General features: G+C 71.6%; 14 protein-coding genes. 9 read left to right on the forward strand and 5 right to left on the reverse strand.

All coding sequences use genetic code 11. The annotated features are described in order from the left end of the window. Positions 1 to 3: 3 nt before the first annotated feature. The 3 genes from OG329_RS09815 to eccB form a co-directional block, all read right to left on the reverse strand. Positions 4 to 471 (reverse strand): hypothetical protein, encoded by a 468-nt coding sequence (locus OG329_RS09815; protein ID WP_405794183.1) that lies wholly within the window; start codon positions 469 to 471, stop codon positions 4 to 6. Positions 472 to 765: 294 nt separating this feature from the next. Then, complete coding sequence (gene mycP, locus OG329_RS09820) at positions 766 to 2,127, reverse strand: type VII secretion-associated serine protease mycosin (RefSeq protein WP_405794185.1); 1,362 nt, start codon at positions 2,125 to 2,127, stop codon at positions 766 to 768. Positions 2,128 to 2,140: 13 nt separating this feature from the next. Beyond that, positions 2,141 to 3,670, reverse strand: coding sequence for a type VII secretion protein EccB (gene eccB, locus OG329_RS09825; protein WP_405794186.1), 1,530 nt, complete (start codon positions 3,668 to 3,670; stop codon positions 2,141 to 2,143). Between the two features lie 181 nt (positions 3,671 to 3,851). Between eccB and eccE the strand changes: the two genes are divergently transcribed. The 9 genes from eccE (at position 3,852) to OG329_RS09870 (ending at position 17,024) form a co-directional block, all read left to right on the forward strand. After that, a complete protein-coding gene (gene eccE, locus OG329_RS09830) occupies positions 3,852 to 5,231 on the forward strand; it encodes a type VII secretion protein EccE (RefSeq protein WP_405794188.1) in 1,380 nt (459 codons plus the stop codon). Then, complete coding sequence (locus OG329_RS09835; protein ID WP_078074777.1) at positions 5,228 to 5,926, forward strand: hypothetical protein; 699 nt, start codon at positions 5,228 to 5,230, stop codon at positions 5,924 to 5,926. Before eccE ends, OG329_RS09835 begins: the two co-directional genes overlap by 4 nt. 185 nt (positions 5,927 to 6,111) lie before the next feature. Beyond that, positions 6,112 to 6,345, forward strand: a complete 234-nt coding sequence (locus OG329_RS09840; protein WP_405794190.1) for a DUF397 domain-containing protein — start codon at positions 6,112 to 6,114, stop codon at positions 6,343 to 6,345. A 462-nt stretch (positions 6,346 to 6,807) separates the two neighbouring features. Beyond that, positions 6,808 to 10,089: an SCO5717 family growth-regulating ATPase gene (locus tag OG329_RS09845; RefSeq protein WP_405794191.1), complete on the forward strand. Its 3,282-nt coding sequence runs from the start codon at positions 6,808 to 6,810 to the stop codon at positions 10,087 to 10,089. Positions 10,090 to 10,488: 399 nt separating this feature from the next. Beyond that, the gene (locus OG329_RS09850; protein WP_405794193.1) at positions 10,489 to 12,393 is read left to right on the forward strand and encodes an ABC transporter substrate-binding protein; all 1,905 of its coding nucleotides are present in this window, start codon (positions 10,489 to 10,491) and stop codon (positions 12,391 to 12,393) included. A 201-nt stretch (positions 12,394 to 12,594) separates the two neighbouring features. Continuing rightward, a complete protein-coding gene (locus OG329_RS09855) occupies positions 12,595 to 13,671 on the forward strand; it encodes an ABC transporter permease (RefSeq protein ID WP_405794194.1) in 1,077 nt (358 codons plus the stop codon). Next, entirely contained in the window at positions 13,668 to 14,627 is a 960-nt protein-coding gene (locus OG329_RS09860; protein ID WP_405794196.1) for an ABC transporter permease, read from the forward strand. Before OG329_RS09855 ends, OG329_RS09860 begins: the two co-directional genes overlap by 4 nt. Before the next feature lie 53 nt (positions 14,628 to 14,680). Continuing rightward, the gene (locus tag OG329_RS09865) at positions 14,681 to 15,733 is read left to right on the forward strand and encodes an ABC transporter ATP-binding protein (protein ID WP_405801734.1); all 1,053 of its coding nucleotides are present in this window, start codon (positions 14,681 to 14,683) and stop codon (positions 15,731 to 15,733) included. Between the two features lie 280 nt (positions 15,734 to 16,013). Further along, positions 16,014 to 17,024 (forward strand): ABC transporter ATP-binding protein, encoded by a 1,011-nt coding sequence (locus OG329_RS09870; RefSeq protein WP_405794198.1) that lies wholly within the window; start codon positions 16,014 to 16,016, stop codon positions 17,022 to 17,024. A 62-nt stretch (positions 17,025 to 17,086) separates the two neighbouring features. On the opposite strand, the gene OG329_RS09875 is transcribed toward OG329_RS09870, so the two are convergent. Then, positions 17,087 to 18,040, reverse strand: coding sequence for a bifunctional riboflavin kinase/FAD synthetase (locus OG329_RS09875; RefSeq protein ID WP_405794199.1), 954 nt, complete (start codon positions 18,038 to 18,040; stop codon positions 17,087 to 17,089). A 43-nt stretch (positions 18,041 to 18,083) separates the two neighbouring features. Continuing rightward, positions 18,084 to 21,791: a trypsin-like peptidase domain-containing protein gene (locus OG329_RS09880; protein ID WP_405794201.1), complete on the reverse strand. Its 3,708-nt coding sequence runs from the start codon at positions 21,789 to 21,791 to the stop codon at positions 18,084 to 18,086. Between the last annotated feature and the right edge of the window lie 71 nt (positions 21,792 to 21,862).

A 21,862-nucleotide genomic window follows, 5' to 3' on the forward strand; every position in this document is an offset into this window, starting at 1 on the left:
TCGTCACCCCAAGTCCTTCGTGCCGCCGGTGGCGTCCTGGCGCGGCGCCACGGGCGCCTCGCTCCCGCCCTGCTTCTCCTGCGCCTCGATCCTGTCCTGGTTCTGCTGCTTCTCCTGCTCGAAGCGCTGCTCGCCCAACCGCGTCTGGATCGTGTGGAAGCGGTACCGCAGGTCTTCCTCGACGTTGTCGTACCCGACGTCGGCCGCGTGAACTCCGATGCTCAGCAGCTCGATCTGGTCGCCAAGAGACTTGGACAGCGAGATGAGCGACGCGTGCACCCGGTCGTACTGCATCGAGAAGCCCTCGGCCTCGTCGAACTTGCCCGGACCGCTGAAAGACGTTCGTGGCACGCGCTGGGCGGCGATCTCCCCCTTGCCGCCCGCGCCGCCCTCGAACTCCGAGAGCAGGATGTTGATCTGACTCTGGAACTTCTTCAGCGCGCCAACACCGCGCTCAAGATTACTTGCCATCGGAGCCCCCGCTCACGCCACCCACCGACTCAGGCACGATGCCCGTTCCTCCCCGTTTGCTGCTGCTGTCCTACGTCGCGATCACCGACGAACCGGTTCCTTCAACGTTCGCTCCCTGATCGCTCGTAACCACTCTAGCTACCCGGCCGTAGACCTCTAAGTGCGTTGTCCGTCCCGTGACTTGATTGTCGTGACAGCGCACCTACCCATTTCGGCCCGTCTCGCCCTTCGCGTCTGTTTTACGCATCCCCAACCGCCGACCGCGATCACAGGTCACAGGTCACCGAACACTGCTCACCGCTCGCCCGGACCCGCCCCGACGACCCGCCGCGCCCGGCGGCGTGAATCGCGCAGGGCGACCGAACCGCCCGAGATCGCCGCCACGAGAACCGCGCCCCCGACTACGACGTAGGTCGCGAGCCGGGAGTTCCGCTCCTCGGCACTTTCGCCGAGATGGATCTCGGCCGGGGTCGGCGCTTCGGCCCGGGTCACTCCTTCGTGTGCCACCGGTTCCTCGACGGGCTTGTCATCCTCGGTCAGCGCGCGGACCGGGTCCACCACTCCCCAGCCGACCAGGCGGTCGCGGCCCGGGATCGAGCGCTCCGCGGTCTGCTGGATCTGGGCCACGATCTGCTTCTGCGTCCAGTCCTCGTGCTTGCTCTTGATCAGAGCGGCGATTCCGGCGACGTACGGGGCGGAGAAGCTGGTGCCGTTGTCCGCGCAGTGACCGCCTCCGGGGACGGTCGTGACCATGTCGACCCCCGGCGCCGCGATGCCGACGAAATCGCCCGACTGGGAGAACGACGCGCGTTCGTTGTTCCGGTCGGACGCAGCCACGGCCAGCACGCCGTCGTACGAGGCGGGGTACGTCTCCTTGACCTTGCCGTCCAGACCGTCGTTGCCCGCCGATGCGACGACCACGACCTCCGCCGCGAGGGCGGCGTCCACCGCCTGCTTCAGCAGCGGTGTCGGCTCCACGGCGTCCGCCGTGTCCTGGGAGATGTTGATGACGTCGGCCTTCTGCTGGACCGCGTAGTCGATGGCGTCGGCGAGCGACTCGGCGGTGCCGTTGCCGAACGCGTCGTTCTGCTGGATCGGAATGATCGTGGCATCGGGCGCGAGCCCGACGAAACCGGTCCCCTCGGCGGGGCGCGCGGCGATGATGCCGGCGACCTTGGTGCCGTGGCCGACCACGTCGGTGGTGCCGTTCGACTTGCCGCGTTCGAGCTTGTTCCCGTTGTCGTCCTTGGCGTTCGGGGGGAGGAAGTTACGGCCGCTCCCGGCGTCCACCGCCTTGGCGAGCTGTGGGTTCTTGATGTCGACGCCGGTGTCGATGACGGCGACCCGCACCTTCTCGCCGGTGGACTGCTTCCACAACTCGTCCAGCAGGACACGTTGCAGGGCCCACGGCCGACCCTCGTACTTCTCCCCGGGGAAGGAGCACTGCCCCGTATCCGCGGTCGCGGTGGGCGCCGACAGCGTCACGAGCGCGAGGGCGGCGGTGGCCAAGGCTGTCGCGGCCGCGGTCGCCCTGGTCGTCGCCGCCCCGAAGGTCACCGTCGTCCTCGCCGTCAACCTGCGGTACGTGGATGGGGAGTTGGGGCCGAGCGCGCTCGCGCCGACGCGCGTACGGAGGCGGTTGTCCGTGGGTGTCATGGCTGCCCCGCCCTCACGAACCCTGCGGCTGGCGCGCGGCCGCGGTCGACAGTCTCGGCCCCGTCGGCAGAAGCCCGGACCAGACCGCCGGCATCGGCGCCGCGTCCACGTTGAGGTAACCGAGCGCCTTCTGCGCCTTCTGCACCTCTTCCCGGGCCGCCTGCCGCTCCTTCTCCGAGCCGGACTCACCGATCCCCGAGTCGTCCGTCGCGCTGTCGCTGTTGGATTGCATCGCGTACCGCAAGCCGGTGTCGGTGACCAGGAAGAGGAAACCGGACTTGGTCGAGGAGCCGGTGAACTGGCGGAAAAGTTGGCCGGATCCGGGTGTGACGTACGCGCTCGTGGCCCCCGTCGCCAGCGTCGCCGGGAAGCCGGTGCCGACCCAGGTGCTGAGCGTGGTGGCGCCGCTGTCCGCGTCCACCTCGCGCAGTACGTTGCACACGGTGTTGCGGCTTCCCTCCGACGTGCTCGCGGAGTTGACAGCATCCGGGCTGTCTTCCGGCCAGTCCTCTTCCTGCCCGAACGGGGCGCCGGGGCGGAAGGCCGCGACGCTGACGGACGTGGCGTTGCCGTTCTGGTCGAGGTCGATCAGGTCCGGGCTGCCGAGCAGCAGCTTCGCGGTGAAGTCGGAGATCGGGGCGACCCGGCCCTCCAGGACGACGTACTTCTGGTTCTTGGTCCCGTCCGTCGCCGTCAGGATCATGCCGACCTTGTCGAGCGCCGAGTCCAGCTCGCCGCCGATGCCCGCGTCGGCGCCGATCGTTCCGTCGATCTCCGGGAACTCGACGGGGTCGCCGCTGTGCAGCGTGGCCAGCCATTCCGCGGACACCCGCTGCGGCTTACGGTCCGCTCCGACCACCAGTCGCAGCAGCGCCTCGTCTTCAGCGTCGACGCCGTACGCCTTGCCCGTGGCGTCCACGATGTGGCGGGCCTTGTCGGGCCCCTCCACGTACATCAGCTCGCCGCCGCCCAGTTGGTTCGCGCCCTCGGTCTTGTTCTGCTCACGCTCCGCGAAGACGAACGTGGCCTTCTCGATGGCCCTGCCGCCCTCCCCCGGGCGCTCGCAGACCGCCCAGCGCTTGGCGGCGCCGGCCTCCTTCTCGTCGGGCAGCCGGTCGGGGGCGTACGGGATGCCGAGAGTGGCGCCGTGCGGGATCTTGCCGTTGTCGAGCACGGACTCGTCGACGTTGATGACCTTGCCCTTGTCCGCGTCGAGGAGGAGCTTGGCCGACGACATGTTCAGGACCGGGTGGAGCTGAATCTTCTTGTCGGTCCTCAACACCACGTAACGGGTGGTGGACTTGCTGGCGATGATGACGTTCTCGCCGGGTGTGTCCCACTTCTTGGGCGCCACCGGCTTGAACATCCCCCAGGCGCCGAAGATCGCGAGGATGACCACGGCGACGATCATCCCGGGGACCACCCCACGCAGTGGACGGGGCGCTCCCTCCTCGGAGCCGGTCGAATTCGGCTGCACGAACTGCGCGATCAGCCTTCGCTTCGCGAAGGTGTAAGCGTTGAGTTCGTCCCGTCGTGATGCCATCTGTCCGCTGTCCCTCTCCCCCACTGCGCGGCCAGGCCCCCTTCTCGCGCAGGGGGTTGCCGTCGTTCCGGCCCCCTACTATGCATGCTGGCGGCCACGCCCCACTGCTCAGGTAGGGTGATCGCCCGGTCAACCGCCCATGGGGAAATGGCCATTTCGGAACAGAGGGGGCAACGCGGGGATGGGTACGGCGACGCGCGCGCGCAATGGGCGGACTTCCGGACCGCCGCCCGGTTCTTCCCGGGCTTCCGGGCCCTCTCGCCGGCAACGTCGCAACGCCCCGGGCACCGGCCCCGCGACGACGCCCCCCGGGGCCCCCACGGCGCCCCGTGTCCCCGCGACGACCACCCTGCGGGCTCTCTCCCGCACCAGCCACGTCGGCCCCTTCCAGTTGCGGCAGTTGGTGCTTGTCGAGGTGGCCCTCGCGCTCGCCGCGGTCGGCGTCGCGCTCGGCGGGCTGTGGCTGGTGCCCACGATCGCCGTCGCCTGCGTGCTGGTCCTCTTCGCCGTTCTACGACGCCGCGGCCACGCCGTCCAGGACTGGCTCGCGACCGTCCTCGCCCTGCGTGGGCGCGAGCGGGCCGCGGGGCCCGCGGCGCCGGACGTCGATCCGTCGCTGGCCCCCGTCACGGAGGGCGTCCCGGCGCTGGGCCCGTACACGTACGTGGACCGTGACCGACGCACCGTCGGGATGCTCGGCGACGGGAGCTTCCTGACCGCGGTCGTACGGGTCGAGGCGAGCGGGTCCGCGCTGCGGCCCGCGTTCGGCGCGCGGGCGCTGCCGCTCTCCCTTCTGGGCGGCGCCCTGGAGGTCGACGACATCAGGCTGGAGTCGGTCCAGTTGGTGCAGCAGGTGCGTTCGGCGCCCGCGCCGCATCTGCCCCAGCAGTCGGTGGCCCGGCTGTCGTACGTACCTCTTCAGGAGAAGACCGGCGCCCCGGCCCTGCGGTTGACGTGGGTGGCGGTGAAGCTCGATCCCGAGCTGTGCCGGGAGGCGGTGGACGCGCGCGGGGGCGGCGTCGAAGGCGCCCAACGTTGCCTCGTACGAGTGGCGGACCACGTGGCGAGCCGGATCACCGGCGCGGGGTTCCGGGCCGTCGTACTGGACCAGGAGGAGCTGAACTCCACCATCGCGACGTCGGCCTGCGCCAGCCCCGCGTCGGCCGCCCTGGCCGGCCGCCCCGGTACCGCCCCGGCGCGGCGTACGGCCGAGACGGCGCGCGTGTGGCGGTGCGACGACCGGTGGCACACGACGTACGCGGTGGGCCGCTGGCCCGAGTTGGGACGCGGTGCCGCTCCGCTGCCCAAACTGGTGTCGCTGCTCACCGCCACCCCCGCGTACGCGACGACCTTCAGTCTCACCCTGCGGCGTGGCACTCGCCTGGGGGCCATGACGGTGAACGGCCACGTCCGGATCACCGGCGGCAGCGACACCGAACTGGTCGGCGTACGGCGGCTGTTGGAGCAGGCCGCGCGGTCCGCGAAGGTCGGACTCGTACGCCTCGACCGCGAGCAACTGCCCGGGGCCCTGGCCACACTTCCGCTGGGAGGCGCCCGATGAGCGGGCTGCGTACGCTGCTCGGCCCGCGGCACGCGGGTCACACCATGCCCGCCGACGAACTCGGCGCGCTGTCCCTGCCGGTCGGCGACGACGGTGTGGTGATCGGCGACGACGCGGAGGGGCATCCCCAGATGGTGGGGTTCCACCGCTCCGCGCCGTACGACGTCCTGCTGATCGGCGGCCTCTGGACGGCGCAGGTGATCGCGCTCCGCGCGGCGGGCACCGGTGCGCGTGTGGTGGTCGAGACGGGGCGCGCCCAGGCGTGGACGCTGCTGGCGCAGGCCGCCGGCGCGGGCCTGGAGTGCATCACCCTCCACGACGTGGGTCGGGTGCCGCCGCAGGGCGCGACGGTGGGCAGCCCCGTGGTGGTCGTACGGGACGCGGGCATGCGACCGCCCCGTGGCCGCGTGGTGTCGGCTCCCTGGCAGTCGGTGCTGACGTTGCTGCCGTATCTGAGCCCCGTGGCGCCCCGTTTGATGCGGAACTCGACGCTGGTGGGTGTGCAGCGGGTGTCACCGCGCGAGGCCGAGCAGATCGGGCGGATCCTCGGTCTGTCGCAGGCGGAGAGTGGAGCGCTGCCGACGCTGGCCGACGGCGTCACCCTGTGGTGTGCCGGGCGTGAGCGGCACTGGGTGATGACCAGCCCCACGGACGCCGAGTCGGGACTGCTGGGCACAGCCCGCAGGATGGACTGAGCCGCCCCGTACGGGGCGGGGTCCCGGCGAGGTTCCCCGGCAGGGTGACCGGGGCCGGAATCGTCGGACCGGACGTGCCTGGCGGATCTAGGATCCTCAGGAGCACGCGTCGGTGGGCCTGTTTGTCTCCATCCGTGTGTGGAGAGCGTTCAACTCAGCCGTTTTTCGAAGGGAAGATCTGACCGATGGGGACCGCACAGGAGAAGGACGAGTTGTACGCCCTCGACATCTCTGGTGTCGAGTGGCTCAGCGCCCCGGGCACGAGCGAGGACGAGGAGCGGGTGGAGATCGCGCATCTGCCCGGCGGGGCCGTGGCGATGCGGTCGTCCGTGGATCCGGACACCGTGCTGCGGTACACCGAGGCGGAGTGGCGGGCGTTCGTACTGGGCGCGCGCGACGGGGAATTCGACCTTCAGTAGAGGTCGCCGTCACCGGTTCCTTTCCTTGAGTCCGCCACCTCCTTAGGAAGAGACCCGACAGGGGCGGCAGAAGCGGCGGAAGCCTTCCGGTCCGGACGCGCGGGGACACAACCACCCGGACCGGAGCGCGCGTCGTACGCCGATACCGGATTGTTGGCTCGCGCTCACGGGTGCGATGAACGGGCGGGCATTCATGCCCTGTTGTCATGATTCACCCCACCGTCTTCCTGACCGTCCGCCACACCCGACCCACCGGGTGCCAGGGGGCGGCGTACGGGGCGCCGGAAGACGGGTGGGCGGGCCTGCCGGAGGGGGCTCGCGGACGATTAGGGTGGGTCGGGGCGTACGAGAACCCGCGAGCATGCCGGGAGCGTCCCAAGGGGTAGAGCCGGGCTGATCGAGTCACAACGGTCGCCCCCACCCAACACGGCACAAGGGTGCTCGACCACACCAGGAGGCAAAGTGAACGGCGATCGGGACGAGATCCGTGGGGACTGGAACAATCCCGTCGATGATCAGTCCGACGCGGAGCCCGCCGAGTTGACGGGTGAGTTCACCATCGACTACACACCGCCGGCCTGGTACACGCAGAACGCCCCCGGGGACACGTCGGGCGACGGGGCGGGGTCCCGGAGCTCCACCCCTCCGCCGCCGCCTCCGAACGGGGCTCCGGTGGCCGTGCCGGGGCTGCCCGCGGGCAGTGGGTACGAGCCGAACTGGCCGCACCGGCAGCCTCCGCCGCCGATCCCCGCGCAGAGCGCGTCCGTGGCGCCGTCCGTGGATCCGGTGCTCCCTTCGGCGCCTCTTCCCGTGGCGCCCTCTCCCTCCGGGCCTGACGAAGCCGCCACGCCGGAGCCGTTCGCGCAGCCTTTCGGCGCCGGGGATCTGGAGAGCGGGGCGACCATGCGCTTCTCCCCCGCCGCGCTCAAGCGCGAGATGGCGGAGATCGACGCCGCGAAGCAGGCGGCGGAGGCCGCCGCGCGCACTCAGGGCGACGCCGACACCGACACGGATGTGGATCCCGACGGGGCCGCTGACGGGGCGGTCGACGGCGCTCCCGCCGGGGCTGTGGCGGCGGACGACGAGGACGGAGCGGGTGCCGGTGCGGGCGCCGGGCTCGGTCTGCGTTTCGGCGAGGACGAGCAGCGCGGCGAGGACGACGCGGACGGCAAGGATCCAAGGGACCCCAGGGGCGGCGAGGACGAAGGCGACGAGAGCGAGGTCCGGGGCAGCGACGACGACGCGGAAGCGGACGGGGTCGGGAGCTATCTGACGACCGGATCCGCGGCGTCCACCGCCGACGCGGACTCCGGCTCCGGCTCCGGCTCCGGCTCCGACGCCAACTCCGTGGAACCGGCGGACGTCAGCGAGTCCGTGGTCGGCGCCGACCTCCCGGACGAGGTCCGGGACCGCCGCGCCGAACCGGCCGACGTCGCGCCCACGGACGAGCCCTCCGACGCCGCTCCCCCGCTCAGCACCCCGGCGGCCCCGCCCGCCCCCGCGCTGCCGTGGTCCCCGTCCCCGCCTCCGGCGGGTCCGGACTCCGGACTGCCGCCGCTGCCGCCCGCCTTCCAGCCCGCCGCCCCGGCGCCCGCGGCGCAGTGGCCCGCCGAGCGCCCCGTGACGCCTCACTCGCAATCTCAGTCGCAGTCGGTGTCACAAGGCCAGTCGCAACCGCCCGCGATCGCACCCGCGCCGGCTCAGCAGCAGCCCCAGTTGCCCCCGGCCGAGTCGCCCTGGGCGACGCCCGCCACCCCGGCGACTCCTGCCGCGACGGCGCAGCAGAGCGGCTACGGATTCCCGCAGCCGGGCCAGCCGGGCGGGCCCGCGCCTGTCAACTCCGGCCCCCACGCCCCGTACGCGCAGAGTGGTTACGGCTTCCCACAGCCCGGAGTGCCAGGCCAGCAGGGGCACCAAGGCCCGCAGCCGGGCTACGGTTTCCCCCCGCCGGGGCAGCCGGGCCAGCCGGGGCAGTCCGCCCAGCCCGCCCCGTACACGCCCCCACAGCAGTCGCCGCAGCCGCCGCAGAGTCCTCAGATGCCGCCCGCCGCGCAGCCACAGCAGTCCCAGGGGCGGAACCTGCCGGCTCCGGCCTCGCCGACGCCCAATCTGCCGGCCCAGCAGCAACAGCCCTACCAGCAGCCCGCGCAGGGCGGCGCGCCCGGTGGCGCACCGGGGTCCGCCCCCGGCGCGCCGCCCATGGACCCGCGCTCCGCCGCGGGCTGGCCGACGGCGATGGCGCACGACCAGCGCGAACGTTCGGTGCCGGGTGCGCCGCTCGGCTACACCGCCGCGGTCGAGCTGTCCTCGGACCGCCTCCTGCGCAACAACAAGCAGAAGGCCAAGAGCAGCCGCAATCCGTCCGGCGCCTCCCGCTTCAAGCTCGGTGCGAAGAAGGAGGAGGCGGAGCGGCAGCGCAAGCTCGAACTGATCCGTACGCCGGTGCTCTCCTGCTACCGCATCGCGGTCATCAGCCTCAAGGGCGGCGTCGGCAAGACGACCACCACCACCGCCCTCGGCTCCACGCTGGCCACGGAGCGGCAGGACAAGATCCTGGCGATCGACGCGAACCCCGACGCCGGCACGCTCGGCCGCCGGGTGCGCCGTGAGACCGGGGCGACCATCCGGGACCTGGTGCAGGCGATCCCGTATCTCAACTCGTACATGGACATCCGCCGGTTCACCTCGCAGGCGCCGTCCGGGCTGGAGATCATCGCCAACGACGTGGATCCGGCGGTCTCCACGACGTTCAACGACGAGGACTACCGGCGCGCGATCGAGGTGCTCGGCAAGCAGTACCCGATCATCCTCACCGACTCGGGCACCGGCCTCCTCTATAGCGCGATGCGCGGAGTGCTCGACCTGGCGGACCAGTTGATCATCATCTCCACCCCGTCGGTCGACGGGGCGAGCAGCGCGTCGACGACGCTGGACTGGCTGTCGGCCCATGGGTACGCGGACTTGGTGCAGCGGTCCATCACCGTCATCTCCGGCGTACGCGAGACCGGCAAGATGATCAAGGTCGATGACATCGTGCAGCATTTCCAGACGCGCTGCCGTGGCGTCGTCGTGGTGCCGTTCGACGAGCACCTGTCGGCGGGCGCCGAGGTCGATCTCGACATGATGCGGCCGAAGACGCGTGAGGCGTATTTCAACCTGTCGGCGATGATCGCCGAGGACTTCGTACGGGCTCAGCAGCAACAAGGGCTGTGGACGGCGGACGGCAACCCGCCGCCGCACCTCGTGCCGCCGATGCCGGGGCACCAGGGCCAGCAGCAGGGCCACCCCGGCCAACAGGCGCCGGGACAGCCGCCGTACGGGCAGCCGCAGGTGCCGGGGCAGTACGGGCACGGCCAGGCCCCCGGACACCAGCAGCCCGGACACCAGGCCCCCGGACAGGCACCGGGGCACTCCCCGGGTCAGCCGGCGGCGCCGGGCCAGCAGCCCCCCGGCCCAGGCCAGCAGTACTACCCGCAGCAGCCCTATCCGCAGCAGCAGGGCTGGCAGCAGTCGCTGCCCTCCCAGGCGCAGTCGTCCGGCAGCCCGGCCGGACTCCCGCCGGGCCAGTACCCCGGCGCACAGCCGCAGCCCCAACCGCACCATCAGCAGCCCGGCCAGCCCGCACACCCGGGGCAGCCCGGCCAGCCAGGTCAATCGGGGCAGCCGGAGTTGCAGGGTCCGGTTCCGCCCGCCGGATGGCCGCAACAGGAGCCTCCGCAGGCTCCGTCAGCGCCTCAACAGTAAGGCGACAGAGGTTTAGACCAATGAGGGTCCGCACCGTCTTGACGGTACGGACCCTCGTCGCATTCCCGCAGCCCACACGGGGTTTCGACGCCCGTTGACGTGGCCCGACCAGCGCTGATAAACCTTCGCTTCACCAGTTGGTGAGCTGGAGTCAACCCAGCGACACCGGCAGACGACACGAGCAACCGATTCAGGCCAACGCTTCGAGTGACCGCTCGGAGACCGGCGGCCGTCCCCGACCAGTCGACCAACCGTCCGACCCGCCAACTTCCGCCCCGTTTCCCCGCTTTCCTGTGCTCCCGGCTTCTGTGTGTGTTCACTACTTCTCTGTCTTCTCTGTTTCGTTCTCAGTTTCGTTCTCAGTTTCTCCGTGCGAGTGATGACGCGAGGTCACGACCCATGGTCACAAGGATTCCACCGCGTACGACGCGGCAGCCCGCCCGGCAACGCTCCCGATTCCGTCTCTTCCTGGCCTCCGGTGCCGCTGCCACTGCGATGGTGGCCGGTTCTGTGATCCCGCTGAGTCCGCTGCTGCCCGCGGCGCCGCAGGCCCAGGCGGCGCCGAACGCCCTGACCGCGCCGGCGGCGGCCGACGGCAAGAAGGTCCTCACCGTCGCCGTCGACCAGAGCATCGACTCACTGAGCCCGTTCCTGGCGCAGACTCTCGTCGCCACCAGCGTGCACCGGCTGACGTACGAGTACCTGACCAACTACGACGCCAAGGACGCGCGCACCGTCCCGGGTTTCGCCACCGAGTGGACGCCGTCGGCTGACAAGTTGACGTGGACCTTCACCATCCGCGACGACTCCAAGTGGTCCGACGGCAAGCAGGCCACCGCCGAGGACGCGGCCTGGACCTTCAACAAGATGATGACGGACCCGAACGCCGCCACGGCGAACGGCAGCTTCACGTCGAACTTCAAGAAGGTCACCGCGCCCGACCCCACGAAGCTCGTCATCGAGCTCAAGAAGCCGCAGGCGACGATGACGGCGCTGGACGTGCCGATCGTGCCCAAGCACGTCTGGGAGAAGGTCGACGACTTCTCCAAGTTCAACAACGACAAGAAGTTCCCGATCGTGGGCAACGGCCCCTACGTCATTGAGGACTTCAAGGTCGACCAGTACATACGGCTGAAGCCGAACAAGGACTTCTGGCGCGGCGCCCCGAAGTTCGACGAGCTGGTCTTCAGGTACTACAAGGACAAGGACGCCGCGGTCGCCGCCCTCCAGAAGGGCGAGGTCTCGTTCGTCTCGGGGCTGACGCCGGCCCAGGCCGCCGCGCTGGGCAGCGCCGACAACATCAAGGTCAACGACGCCCCCGGACGCCGCTTCTTCGCGCTCGCCACCAACCCGGGCGCCAAGGCGAAGGACGGCAAGACCTTCGGCAACGGTCACAAGGCGCTGCTCGACGCGGACGTCCGCAAGGCGCTGTTCCACGCCGTCGACCGCAAGACGATCGTCGACAAGGTCTTCCAGGGCCACGCGGTGGAGGGGCAGGGCTACATACCGCCGCGCTTCGACTCGTACTTCTGGCAGCCCTCGGACGGCCAGACGATCGACTACGACCCGGCGAAGGCCGCGGCGCTCCTCGACAAGGCCGGCTACGAGAAGAACAGCAGCGGCAAGCGCGTCGGCAAGGACGGCAAGCCGCTCGACTTCCGTATCCTCTGCCACGCCACCGACCCGAACGACAAGGCCGTCGGCAAGTACCTCCAGGAGTGGTGGGGCGACCTCGGCATCGGCCTCGAGGTCGAGTGCCTCGACAACGTCTCCGACCCGTGGCTCGCGGGCAACTACGACCTCGCGTTCGACGGTTGGTCGGTCAACCCCGACCCGGACTACGTCCTGTCGATCCACACCTGCGGCGCCCTGCCCGCGACGGCCGAGGCCACCGGCGCGACGGACAACTTCATCTGCGACAAGAAGTACGACGACCTGTACGCGAAGCAGTCGGTCGAGTACGACACCACCAAGCGCACCGACCTGGTCAAGCAGCTCCAGTCGCGGCTGTACGACACCGGCTACATGAATGTCATGGCCTACCCGAACGCCGTCGAGGCGTACCGCACGGACCAGATCAAGTCCATCACGACCATGCCCGAGGCCGCCGGCAACATCTGGGGCCAGGACGGTTACTGGAGCTGGTGGTCCGCCGTACCGGCCGACGGGGCGGGCGAGGAGAGTTCCGACAGCGGGTCGTCCACCGGCACGATGGTCGGGATCGGCGCGGCGGTGGTGGTCGTGGCGGCACTCGGGATCTTCTTCGTCATGCGGCGCCGTTCCACCGCCGAGGACCGTGAGTAGGGCGGTGGGTACGGCCTCGATCGGACCCGCGTCCAGATCCGGGATCGGGTACGGGATCGGGTACGGGACCAGGTCCGAGATCAAGTCCGAGATCAGGTCTGAGATCGGGTACGGGATCAAGTCCGAGATCAGGAACGGCGCGAGGACCGCGCACACGGCCGCGAGCAGGGGGTCCGGGAGGCTTCCCCGGAAAGACACCGTATGAGCACCGCAAGCACCCCCGGTGTGGTGCCGGACGCCGCCGACGACCCGGTGAAGACCGGGCCGTCCGGCGGCTCCCGCACCCGCGCCACGGGGCACAGGACCGGCTATCTGCTGTACGTGGCGGGCAAGCTGGGCGGCGCGGCCGTCTCGCTGTTCGCCGTCCTCGTCACCAGCTTCTTCCTCTTCCGGATCATCCCCGGCGACCCGGTCAAGGCCATGACCCACGGCAAACCGACGTCGCTGGAGCAGATGGCCACGCTCCGCAAGCAGTTCGGACTCGATCTGCCGGTGTGGCAGCAGTTCACGGAGTACTGCGCGAAGGCGCTGACGGGCGATCTGGGGACCTCGTACCAGTTCCACGCCCCCGTCGGCGAGCTGATCGCCGAGAAGCTGCCCGCGACGCTGCTGCTGACGGGCGTCGCCGTCTTGATCTACTCGACGCTCGGCCTGTGGCTCGGTACGCGCTCCGCGTGGCGCCACGGCGGTCTCGGCGACCGGATCAACACCGGTGTGGCGCTGACCCTCTGGTCCGTGCCGTCGTTCTGGCTGGGGCTGCTGCTGATCATCGTGTTCTCGGTGGGCATCGGGCCGATTCCCGGGATGTTTCCCAGTGGCGGGATGGAGTCGGGCAACGAGACCGGCTTCGCGTATGTGCTGGACGTGGCGCACCACATGGTGCTGCCGGTGGTGACGCTGGTGGCGGTCGGCTACGCGCAGACGCTGCTGGTGATGCGGTCCTCGCTGCTGGACGAAATGGGCAGCGACTATCTGACGACGGCGCGGGCCAAGGGGCTGCGGGACGATCTCGTACGGCGCAGGCACGCCGTGCCGAACGCGATGCTGCCCACGGTCACGATGATTTTCATCAACTTGGGCCACGTCGCCGCCGGTTCGATCCTCGTCGAGACCGTCTTCTCGTGGCCGGGTCTCGGCGGGCTGTTCTACCAGGCGCTGAGCGTGCCTGATCTGCCCGTCGTGCAGGGGCTGTTCGTGGTCTTCGCGGGAGCCATGATCCTGATGAACCTCCTGGCCGACCTGCTGTATCCGCTGCTCGATCCCCGGGTGGGCCGATGACCATCGACAAGACGCCGCCGAATCCCCCGGAGTCCGAGGGATCCCCGGAGGAGGCGAAGGCGGCGCGGTCCGCCTCGTCGCTCGTGTGGGCGCGGCGGCGCGCCTCCGTGTCCCGCTTCTGGCACCAGTACCGTACGCACCGCGCCGGCCTCCTCGGTCTCGCCGGCCTCACGGTCATCGCCCTGATCGCGCTGACGTCGCCGCTGTTCATCGGCGGCGACGTGCAGAGCGTCACCGCCGCGCCGGGAACGGCCCTGGAGAGCCCGAGCGGTGAATTCCCGCTCGGTACGGACCAGTTCGGGCGATCGCTGCTCGGCCTGCTGATCTGGGGCGCCCGCATCTCCCTGATCGTCGGGCTGCTCGCCGCCGCGCTCTCGGTGGCCATAGGCACCTTCGTCGGCATCATCGCCGGACACTTCGGCGGCTGGTTCGCGACGGTGGTCATGCGGATCACCGACTGGTTCCTGGTGATGCCGGCGCTGGTGCTGGCGATCGTGCTGGCGACAGTGATGTCGCGCAGCATCTGGACGGTCATCCTGGCGATCGGGGTGACGTCCTGGCCGACGACGGCACGCCTGGTGCGCGCGCAGACCATCGCCGTCGAGTCGCGCCCGTACATCGAGCGGGCGCGGGCGCTCGGCGGCGGGCACGGCCATGTCATGACCCGCCACGTACTGCCCAACGTGATGCCGCTGGTCCTCGCCCAGACGACCCTCGGAATCTCCACGGCGATCCTGACGGAGGCCACGCTCGCGTTCCTCGGGCTCGGCGATCCGTCGGTCGTCTCCTGGGGCGGCATGCTCCAGGACGCCCGCGAGGCGGGCGCCGTCTCCTCGGGGCACTGGTGGTATCTGGCGCCGCCCGGTATCGCGATCGCGCTTGTCGCGCTCGCGTTCACGCTCTGCGGCCGTGCCATCGAGGCCGTGCTCAACCCGAAGCTGGGGGTGTCCCGTTGACCGATACACCGAAGGCAGAGAAGGCACACACGGAGCCGGGGCCGGGGCCGGGACTGACGCCCGCGCCCGCGTCGGCGTCGGCGTCGGCGTCGGCGTCGGCGTCGAGCCTGTTGGAGATCAAGGATCTGCGGGTCACGTACGGTACGGGGCCCTCCGCCGTCCCCGCCGTACGGGGCGTCGACCTCGTCCTCGAATCGGGCCGCAAGCTCGGCATCGCGGGCGAGTCCGGCTGCGGCAAGTCGACCCTGGCGCTGGCCCTGCTCCGGCTGCTGCCCGCCTCCGCGAAGCTGACCGGCGAGATCCTGCTCGACGGTGAGGACGTGCTCACCATGAAGTGGGGCAGGCTGCGCGCCGTACGGTGGGCCGGGGCCTCGATCGTCTTCCAGGGCGCCATGCACTCCCTCAACGCCGTGCACCGCGTCGGTGACCAGATCGCCGAACCGGTGCTGCTGCACCGCGGCGCGACGCCCGCCGCCGCGCGCGAGCGCACCATGGAACTGCTGGAGCAGGTCGGCCTGCCGGCCTCCCGCGCCGACGCCTATCCGCACGAACTGTCCGGCGGGCAGCGGCAGCGCGTGATGATCGCGATGGCGCTGGCCTGCGATCCCCGGCTCATCGTCGCGGACGAGCCGACGACGGCGCTCGATGTGATGATCCAGGCCCAAATCCTGCGACTCATCGAGCAGTTGGTCGCCGAACAGGACATCAGCCTGCTCATGATCAGTCATGACCTGGCGGTGCTGTCCGACACCTGCGACCGGCTGGCCGTGATGTACGCGGGGCGGATCGTCGAGGAGGGGCCGGCGAAGGCGGTGTACGACGCCGCCGAGCACCCGTACAGCCGGGCGCTCTCCGCGGCGTTCCCCCGGATCGGGGACCTCGCCTCGCGGCGCGCCCCGCGCGGTCTGCCGGGCGATCCGCCCGATCCCTCCTCTCTGCCGTCGGGGTGTACGTTCCATCCGCGCTGCCCCGTCGCGCTGGAGGAGTGCGCGCGGGAGGACCAGTCGCTGCGGGACGCGGGGCCGGGCCGGCACGCGGCGTGCGTGCACGTGGGCGCGGCTGTACCCGCGCAGTTGTCGGCGACGCCCACGGAGCTTCGCCCATGACGTCCGCGCGCCCCGCCGGGGCGGCTGCTCCGGTGCCCCGTGTCGCAGGCGCCTGCGGCACGTCTTCCAGCGACATGGCCGTCGGCCGGTCCGTCGGAGCCGTATGCGCCCACGGGGCGCGCGACCACTGCCACGGCGACCCGCGCGAGGCCGTCAGCCGCACCGTACGGGGCGGTTGGGCCCCACCCCAGCAGCTTGCACGGTCGACCGCGCGGTCGGCACCGTGCCCGCACCGTCTCGCTCGTACGGCCGCCGGACGGCCACTGCCCAGGAGCCAGTCATGACCACCACGCCCACGCCTCTGCTGTCGGCCACGGGGCTGCATGTCACGTTCCCCGGGCGGCGCGGCGCCCCGGCGGCGCGGGCCGTCGACGGTGTCGATCTCGACATCGGTGGCGGCGAGATCGTCGCCCTGGTCGGCGAATCGGGCTGCGGCAAGACCACGCTCGCGCGGACGCTGCTCGGCCTGGTGCCGCCGACGACGGGGGGCATCACCTTCGGCGGCGCGCCTCTCGGCTACCAGTCCGCCGCCCTCAAGGCGTACCGCAAGCGCGTCCAACTGGTCCTCCAGGACCCGAGCGGTTCGCTGAATCCTCGGCACACGGTGTACGACGCGGTGGCCGAGGGCCTGCGCATCCACCGGTACAAGGGCGACGAACACGAGGCCGTCGCCGAGGCGCTGTCCCGCGCCGGGCTCCGACCCCCGGAACGGTTCTTCCTGCGCTACCCGCACGAGTTGTCGGGCGGCCAGCGTCAGCGCGTCGTCATCGCGGGCGCGCTGGTCCTGAAGCCCGAACTGATCATCGCCGACGAACCGGTGGCGTCGCTGGACGCCTCCGTACGAGGCGAGATCCTGGCGCTGCTGCTGTCGCTGCGCGACGAACTCGGCCTGTCCGCCCTGGTCGTGACGCACGACCTCGGGCTCGCCTGGAACATCGCCGACCGGGTCGCCGTGATGTATCTGGGCCGGATCGTCGAGACGGGGCCGGTCGAGCAGGTGCTGACTTCCCCTCAGCATCCGTACACGCAGGCGCTGTTGTCGGTGCTGCCGGAATCCGGAGCCGCACCGGTCGTGCTGGCCGGCGAGCCGCCGGACCCGTCGCGCATTCCGGGCGGCTGCCGTTTCCATGCGCGGTGCCAGATCCTCGCCTCCGGCGAGGCGGAACGCTCCGGTGTCGCCACCAAGTGCCGCACGCTGGCCCTGCCGATACTGACCGGCGGCGACACCACCCAGGTCGCCTGCCACTGGGCCGCGGCCGCCTCAACCACCGCGGGCGAAAAGGTGCTCTGAGCCGCGCCCGTACGTCCCCAACTCGGGCATACGGTGCCCGCAGTTGGGGCGGCGTGGTCTCGTCAGCGCGCGTCGTACGCGGTGACGAGGTCGCGCGAGCGCTTCACGTCGTCGGCGATGGCATCGAGCAGCGACTCGATCGAGTCGAACGTCCGCTGGGCCCGTACATAGGACAGGAAGTCCACGGCGACGTGGAGCCCGTACAGATCAAGCCCCACACGGTCGATGGCGTACGCCTCCACCGTCTGCTCCGTGCCGTTGAACTGCGGATTCGTACCGACCGAGATCGCCGCCGGCATCCGCTCACCGTCTGCGGTCAGCCAGCCCGCGTACACGCCGTCCGCCGGGATCGCGGTGTGCGGCAGCGTCTCCACGTTGGCCGTCGGGTAGCCGAGCTCGCGTCCGCGTTGCGCGCCGCGCACCACGATGCCCTCGACCCGGTGCGGCCTGCCCAGGATCTCGGCCGCGCCCGCGACGTCGCCCTCGGCGACCAGCCGCCGGGTCAGGGTCGACGAGAAGGGCTCGCCGCCGCCCGCCGCGCCGCTCACGTACAGGTCGACGACCTCGACCTCGTAGTCGTATGTCGCACCCAGCTCGGCCAGGAAGGCGACGTTGCCGGCCGCGCGATGGCCGAAGCGGAAGTTCGGCCCCTCGATGACGGCGCTCGCGTGCAACTTGTCGACCAGCACCTTCACGATGAACTCGGCGGGCGACAGCTTGGAGAATTCGGCCGTGAACGGCAGGACCAGTACCGCGTCCACACCCAGCTCCGCCATCAGCTCGCCCCGCCGGTGGTGCGGCGCGAGCAGGGGCGGATGTGTGCCGGGCCGGACGACCTCGCTGGGGTGCGGGTCGAACGTCACGACCACCGAGGGAACTCCCCGCTCGCGCGCCCGCTCGACGGTGCGGCCGATGATCAACTGGTGTCCGCGGTGCACCCCGTCGTAGGAGCCGATGGTGACGACGCTGCGTCCCCAGTCCTGGGGGATGTCCTCCAAGCCGCGCCAGCGCTGCACTGTGACCGCTCTCCTCGCCCGAACCCGTGTACGTGAATGCCTCTTACGCAGGTCTAAGACTGCCATGCCGGTGGGTTTTGACCCGCATCGGCATCGGGGTACGGAGCGACATGACGGACTTGCGAGCACTCGGCCCGATCACCGTCGCCCACTGGGTCGGGTCCTCGGTCAGCCAGGCGGCGACAAGCGCGGCGAATCCGGGCATCTCACGGGCGAGACCGACCAGGTGCCGGTCGAAACGCGTGGCCCCGGCGGGGGTGCGGACGAGCAGCAGCCCGGTGCGGAGCACAAGGTCGCGGGTGCCGGTCTCGGCTCGTTCTGCGCTCCCGACGGCGGCCGCCCGCAGCAGGGCGTCCAGCACCGGCGTCTCCTGCCCCGCCCCGTAGCGGTGCGGGTCGTGTCGGTGGCGGCGCTCGTATGCCAGGAGTACGTCGAGCAGCTCGGCCCGCAGCAGGCACGAGGCGCGGTCGCCGGGCGCCGCGAGCACCGGTGCCAGGGCCGTACGCACCTCGACGGGGCGGTGCAGGATCAGCCCCGTCACGAGCGGCAGGAGCGCCGCCCTGGCGGCCGGTCCGATCTCGAGCCGACGGGCGACGAACCGGGCGGCGTGTCCGGCCGCTTCCGGGCTTCGGGCGGCGTATTCGCCGACAAGTGCCGCGGCGTGATGGGTGAGTTGGGGCGCGCGGAGTTCGGCGAGGGCGGTCAGCGGCTCGGTGGGATCGGCGGCGGCGTTGTGCAGTCGGGTGCGGAAGGCGGCGAGGACGGGCTCCGGGTGCGTACCGGTCGCGTCGGCGAGCGCGCCCGCCGGCAGCCCGGCGTCGCCCCGTCCGAAGGCCGCGAGGGCCTGGTCCAGATGGTGCGGACGGGTTACCGGGTCCCGTACGAGGAGGCCGAGCGCCGCACCGTGTGTTCGGGGGTCGGCGAGCAGCGCGAGGGCGGCGTGCCGCAGCAGTGCGCGTGCGGCGGTGCCGGTGACGTGGCGGGCGACCACCGGTGCGTGGACGGCGGCGGCCGTACGGCGTTCGGACCGCCCGTCACGCGCCCACCGGTCGACGGCGCGGCAGAGCACCGACGGGGCGTCCTCGGCGAGGGCGGTGAGTAGTTCGTCGGCGCGGGGGTGGGCGGCGGCGACGAGCGCCTCGGTGAGGTCGTCGCCGGCGAGGTGGCGCCGTGAGTGCAGCAGAGCCTGCGCGGCGGTGGCGACGGTGGGGCGCAGGGCCGCGTCGGGACCCGTGGGCAGCGGGCGCTCGTCGGTGAACCAGCGGCACAGCAGCGGCTGTACGGCCCGGGGATCGGCGTCCAGCAGGTCGGCAGCGGCGTCCAGATACCGCGGGCGGACAGCCGGCGCCTCCGGCGCCCCGTCGGCGGGCAGCAGGAGCCTCAGGAGATCCATGCGCGCGGTCTCGTCCACGCGTAGCTGTGTCCAGAACCAGGGGCCGAACTCACCGAGCCCGCCCAGACGGTGCGGCCCACCCTCCCGTACGGAGCGCCGGGTGATCCGTACGGCGAGGCGCCGCAGCACCGGTAGGTACGGCTCCGGGTCGGGAACCCGCAGCAGCACTTCCCCGAGCAGGTGCGCGCCCCACCAGCGGGCGTCGGCCAGCAGCCCGCTCTCGGATTCGGCGGCGCCGATCACGGCGTGCGGAGCCGCGCCACCGGCTTCGTCGCCCGGTTCATCGCCCGGTTCGTCGCCCGGTCCGTCCCCGAGGTGGTCCAAGGCGTCGATCAGGCCGTCCAGTCGGAGTCCCAGCGCCACGGGGCCGGAATCTCGGCCGAGGAGCAGCAGGGCGTGCACCACGGGCCCGATGCGGTGCGTCGGGACCGTCAGGGCGCGCCGTACGGGGCCGCGCGGTGCGTACGCTCGCGCGCTGGTGTGGCGCGCGACCGACTCCGGGACGCGCTGCGCGGGGACGGTCGCGCCGTCGGTCGGACAGGCGTCGTGGACCAGGACGCGCAGGGCGGCGTCGACATCGAGGTGGATGCCCTGGAGCCAGTCGCCCAACTCCTCGTGGGCGAAGCGGTATCCGTTGCCGGCCGGGACCAACAGGCCCTCCGCGAGGACGGCGGCGGCCCAGCCCGTACGCCACGGGAAGATCGTGTCGAACGAGTCGTGGTCCAACTCGCCCCGTCCGGGGCCCAGACAGCGCCGCGCCGCCTCGTGCGCCTGCCCCGTCACCCGCGCGGCCAGCCTGCGGAGGGCGGTGGCGCCCAGTGCCGGCACCGATGCCGCGGCGAGCCGTCGCGCGATCCGCAGACACGTCAGGTCCAGATACGCGGTGAAGAGGTCCGCCCGGTCGGGCCGCCCCGGTACGTCGCCGGGCAGCGCCTCGCGCAACTCGCTCATCAGGCGCAGCGACAGGGGGTGGCCGGCCTCGGCGTCGGCGAGGAACCCGGCGGGGATCCCGTACAGCTCGCGGGCACGCTCCGCCTCCGCCGGTCGCAGGTCGCCGAGGCGTACGGCGGGAGGCAGCCGGCGCGCGGCGCGGGCGGGACGGTGCAGTACGTCCGGCGGGCAGAGCGCTCCCGCCCGCTCCCAGAACTCGGGGCGGCAGGCGACGATCAGTTTGACGCCTTCCGTACGGAGCCAGTCGACGGTGCGCGCCGTCCAGTCGGGCAACGCCTGTGCCAACCGGGGCGGCATCTCCTCCGGTCCGTCGAGCAGGACAAGCAGCGTGCGGCCCGCGCCGCGTGCGCGCCTCGCGACTTGTTCGGGGGCCGCCGACGCCGCGTCGACGGGCGCCCCGGAGGCGACGACGGTGCGGCCCGCCTCGCGCAACGCGCGGCCCAGGGCGTCGGCGAGGGACGCGTCACCGGCGCGCAGGTCGGCGCCACGCAGTTGGATGGTGGGGGCGGGTGCCGCCCCGTAGGCGCGGCAGGTGGCAAGTGCGGCAAGTTCGGTCGTACGGCCGGTGCCCGGATCGCCGACCAGGCCCAGGACGAGTGCGTCGGATGCCACCGCACCGTCGACCGGCGTAGCGGTGAAGGCACTCAACTCGCGCGACGTGTCCGCCCGTTCGACGAAACGCGGCGCGTCGGCCCCCGCCGCTCCCCTCGCCCCGCCGCCCGCGGTCCCGCTCCCCACCGACGCCGTGAGTCGCAGCACGCCGGCGAGGTTGAGGTCGTGTCCGTAGCCGGGGACGGTGGCGTCGTTGAGGCGTAGCAGCGCCGCCAATGGTCCCGCCGGGTCCGCCTCGGCGGTTGCCCGCAGTGGGAGGGCGAGTCCGGCAGCACGGTGCTCCGTGTGCAGCGCCGTACCGATGACGCCCAGTACGGCGCCCGTCCCGGCGTCCAGTACCGGCCCGCCCGCGGCCTCGCCGCCCAGCCGCAGGGCGTCGCTGCCGCCGGTGCCGATCGCCAACTCCAGCACCGTTTCCAGGAGATGGAAGCGGTCGGTCGCCGTGTAGGTGGCCGGGACGGTGCCCAGCACGCGTGCTTGACGCCAGCCGTGGGCGGTGATCCGTACGTATGCCCCCGCCTCGACGCGGTCTCGGGGCGAGATCGGCAGCGGCGGCACGTCGAGTCCCTGGGTGCGTACGAGCGCCAGCCCGGCCTCCGGCAGTGGCACGATCGCGTCGGCCTCCGCCAGACACGTCCGCTCCCCCGGTGCGTGCAGGACCAGCCGTACCAGGCCGTCGACCGCCTCGTGGCTGGTGACGACCGTCCCCGCACCGTCCGCGACGAAGCCGGTCCCGCGGGGCCTGCCCGCCAGATCACAGATCCGCACCAGCGTCGCCCGGTCCCCGCTACCCATGGCTGCGACGGTAGGCGGCTGTTGATCAACCGGAGAAGGACGCGGGCCGAAGGCGCCCCCAGTGCACCCTC

Origin of the sequence: Streptomyces sp. NBC_01506 (assembly GCF_045040295.1) — a bacterium.
Lineage (GTDB): Bacteria > Actinomycetota > Actinomycetes > Streptomycetales > Streptomycetaceae > Streptomyces.

Excerpts from the sequence above, each read along its gene's own strand:
- OG329_RS09860 (WP_405794196.1), top strand. The coding sequence starts at position 13,668 with ATGACCATCGACAAGACGCCGCCGAATCCCCCGGAGTCCGAGGGATCC.
- eccE (WP_405794188.1), top strand. The coding sequence starts at position 3,852 with ATGGGTACGGCGACGCGCGCGCGCAATGGGCGGACTTCCGGACCGCCG.
- OG329_RS09870 (WP_405794198.1), top strand. The coding sequence starts at position 16,014 with ATGACCACCACGCCCACGCCTCTGCTGTCGGCCACGGGGCTGCATGTC.
- OG329_RS09850 (WP_405794193.1), top strand. The coding sequence starts at position 10,489 with ATGGTCACAAGGATTCCACCGCGTACGACGCGGCAGCCCGCCCGGCAA.
- OG329_RS09855 (WP_405794194.1), top strand. The coding sequence starts at position 12,595 with ATGAGCACCGCAAGCACCCCCGGTGTGGTGCCGGACGCCGCCGACGAC.
- OG329_RS09835 (WP_078074777.1), top strand. The coding sequence starts at position 5,228 with ATGAGCGGGCTGCGTACGCTGCTCGGCCCGCGGCACGCGGGTCACACC.
- OG329_RS09815 (WP_405794183.1), bottom strand. The coding sequence starts at position 471 with ATGGCAAGTAATCTTGAGCGCGGTGTTGGCGCGCTGAAGAAGTTCCAG.
- OG329_RS09840 (WP_405794190.1), top strand. The coding sequence starts at position 6,112 with ATGGGGACCGCACAGGAGAAGGACGAGTTGTACGCCCTCGACATCTCT.
- eccB (WP_405794186.1), bottom strand. The coding sequence starts at position 3,670 with ATGGCATCACGACGGGACGAACTCAACGCTTACACCTTCGCGAAGCGA.
- OG329_RS09880 (WP_405794201.1), bottom strand. The coding sequence starts at position 21,791 with ATGGGTAGCGGGGACCGGGCGACGCTGGTGCGGATCTGTGATCTGGCG.
- mycP (WP_405794185.1), bottom strand. The coding sequence starts at position 2,127 with ATGACACCCACGGACAACCGCCTCCGTACGCGCGTCGGCGCGAGCGCG.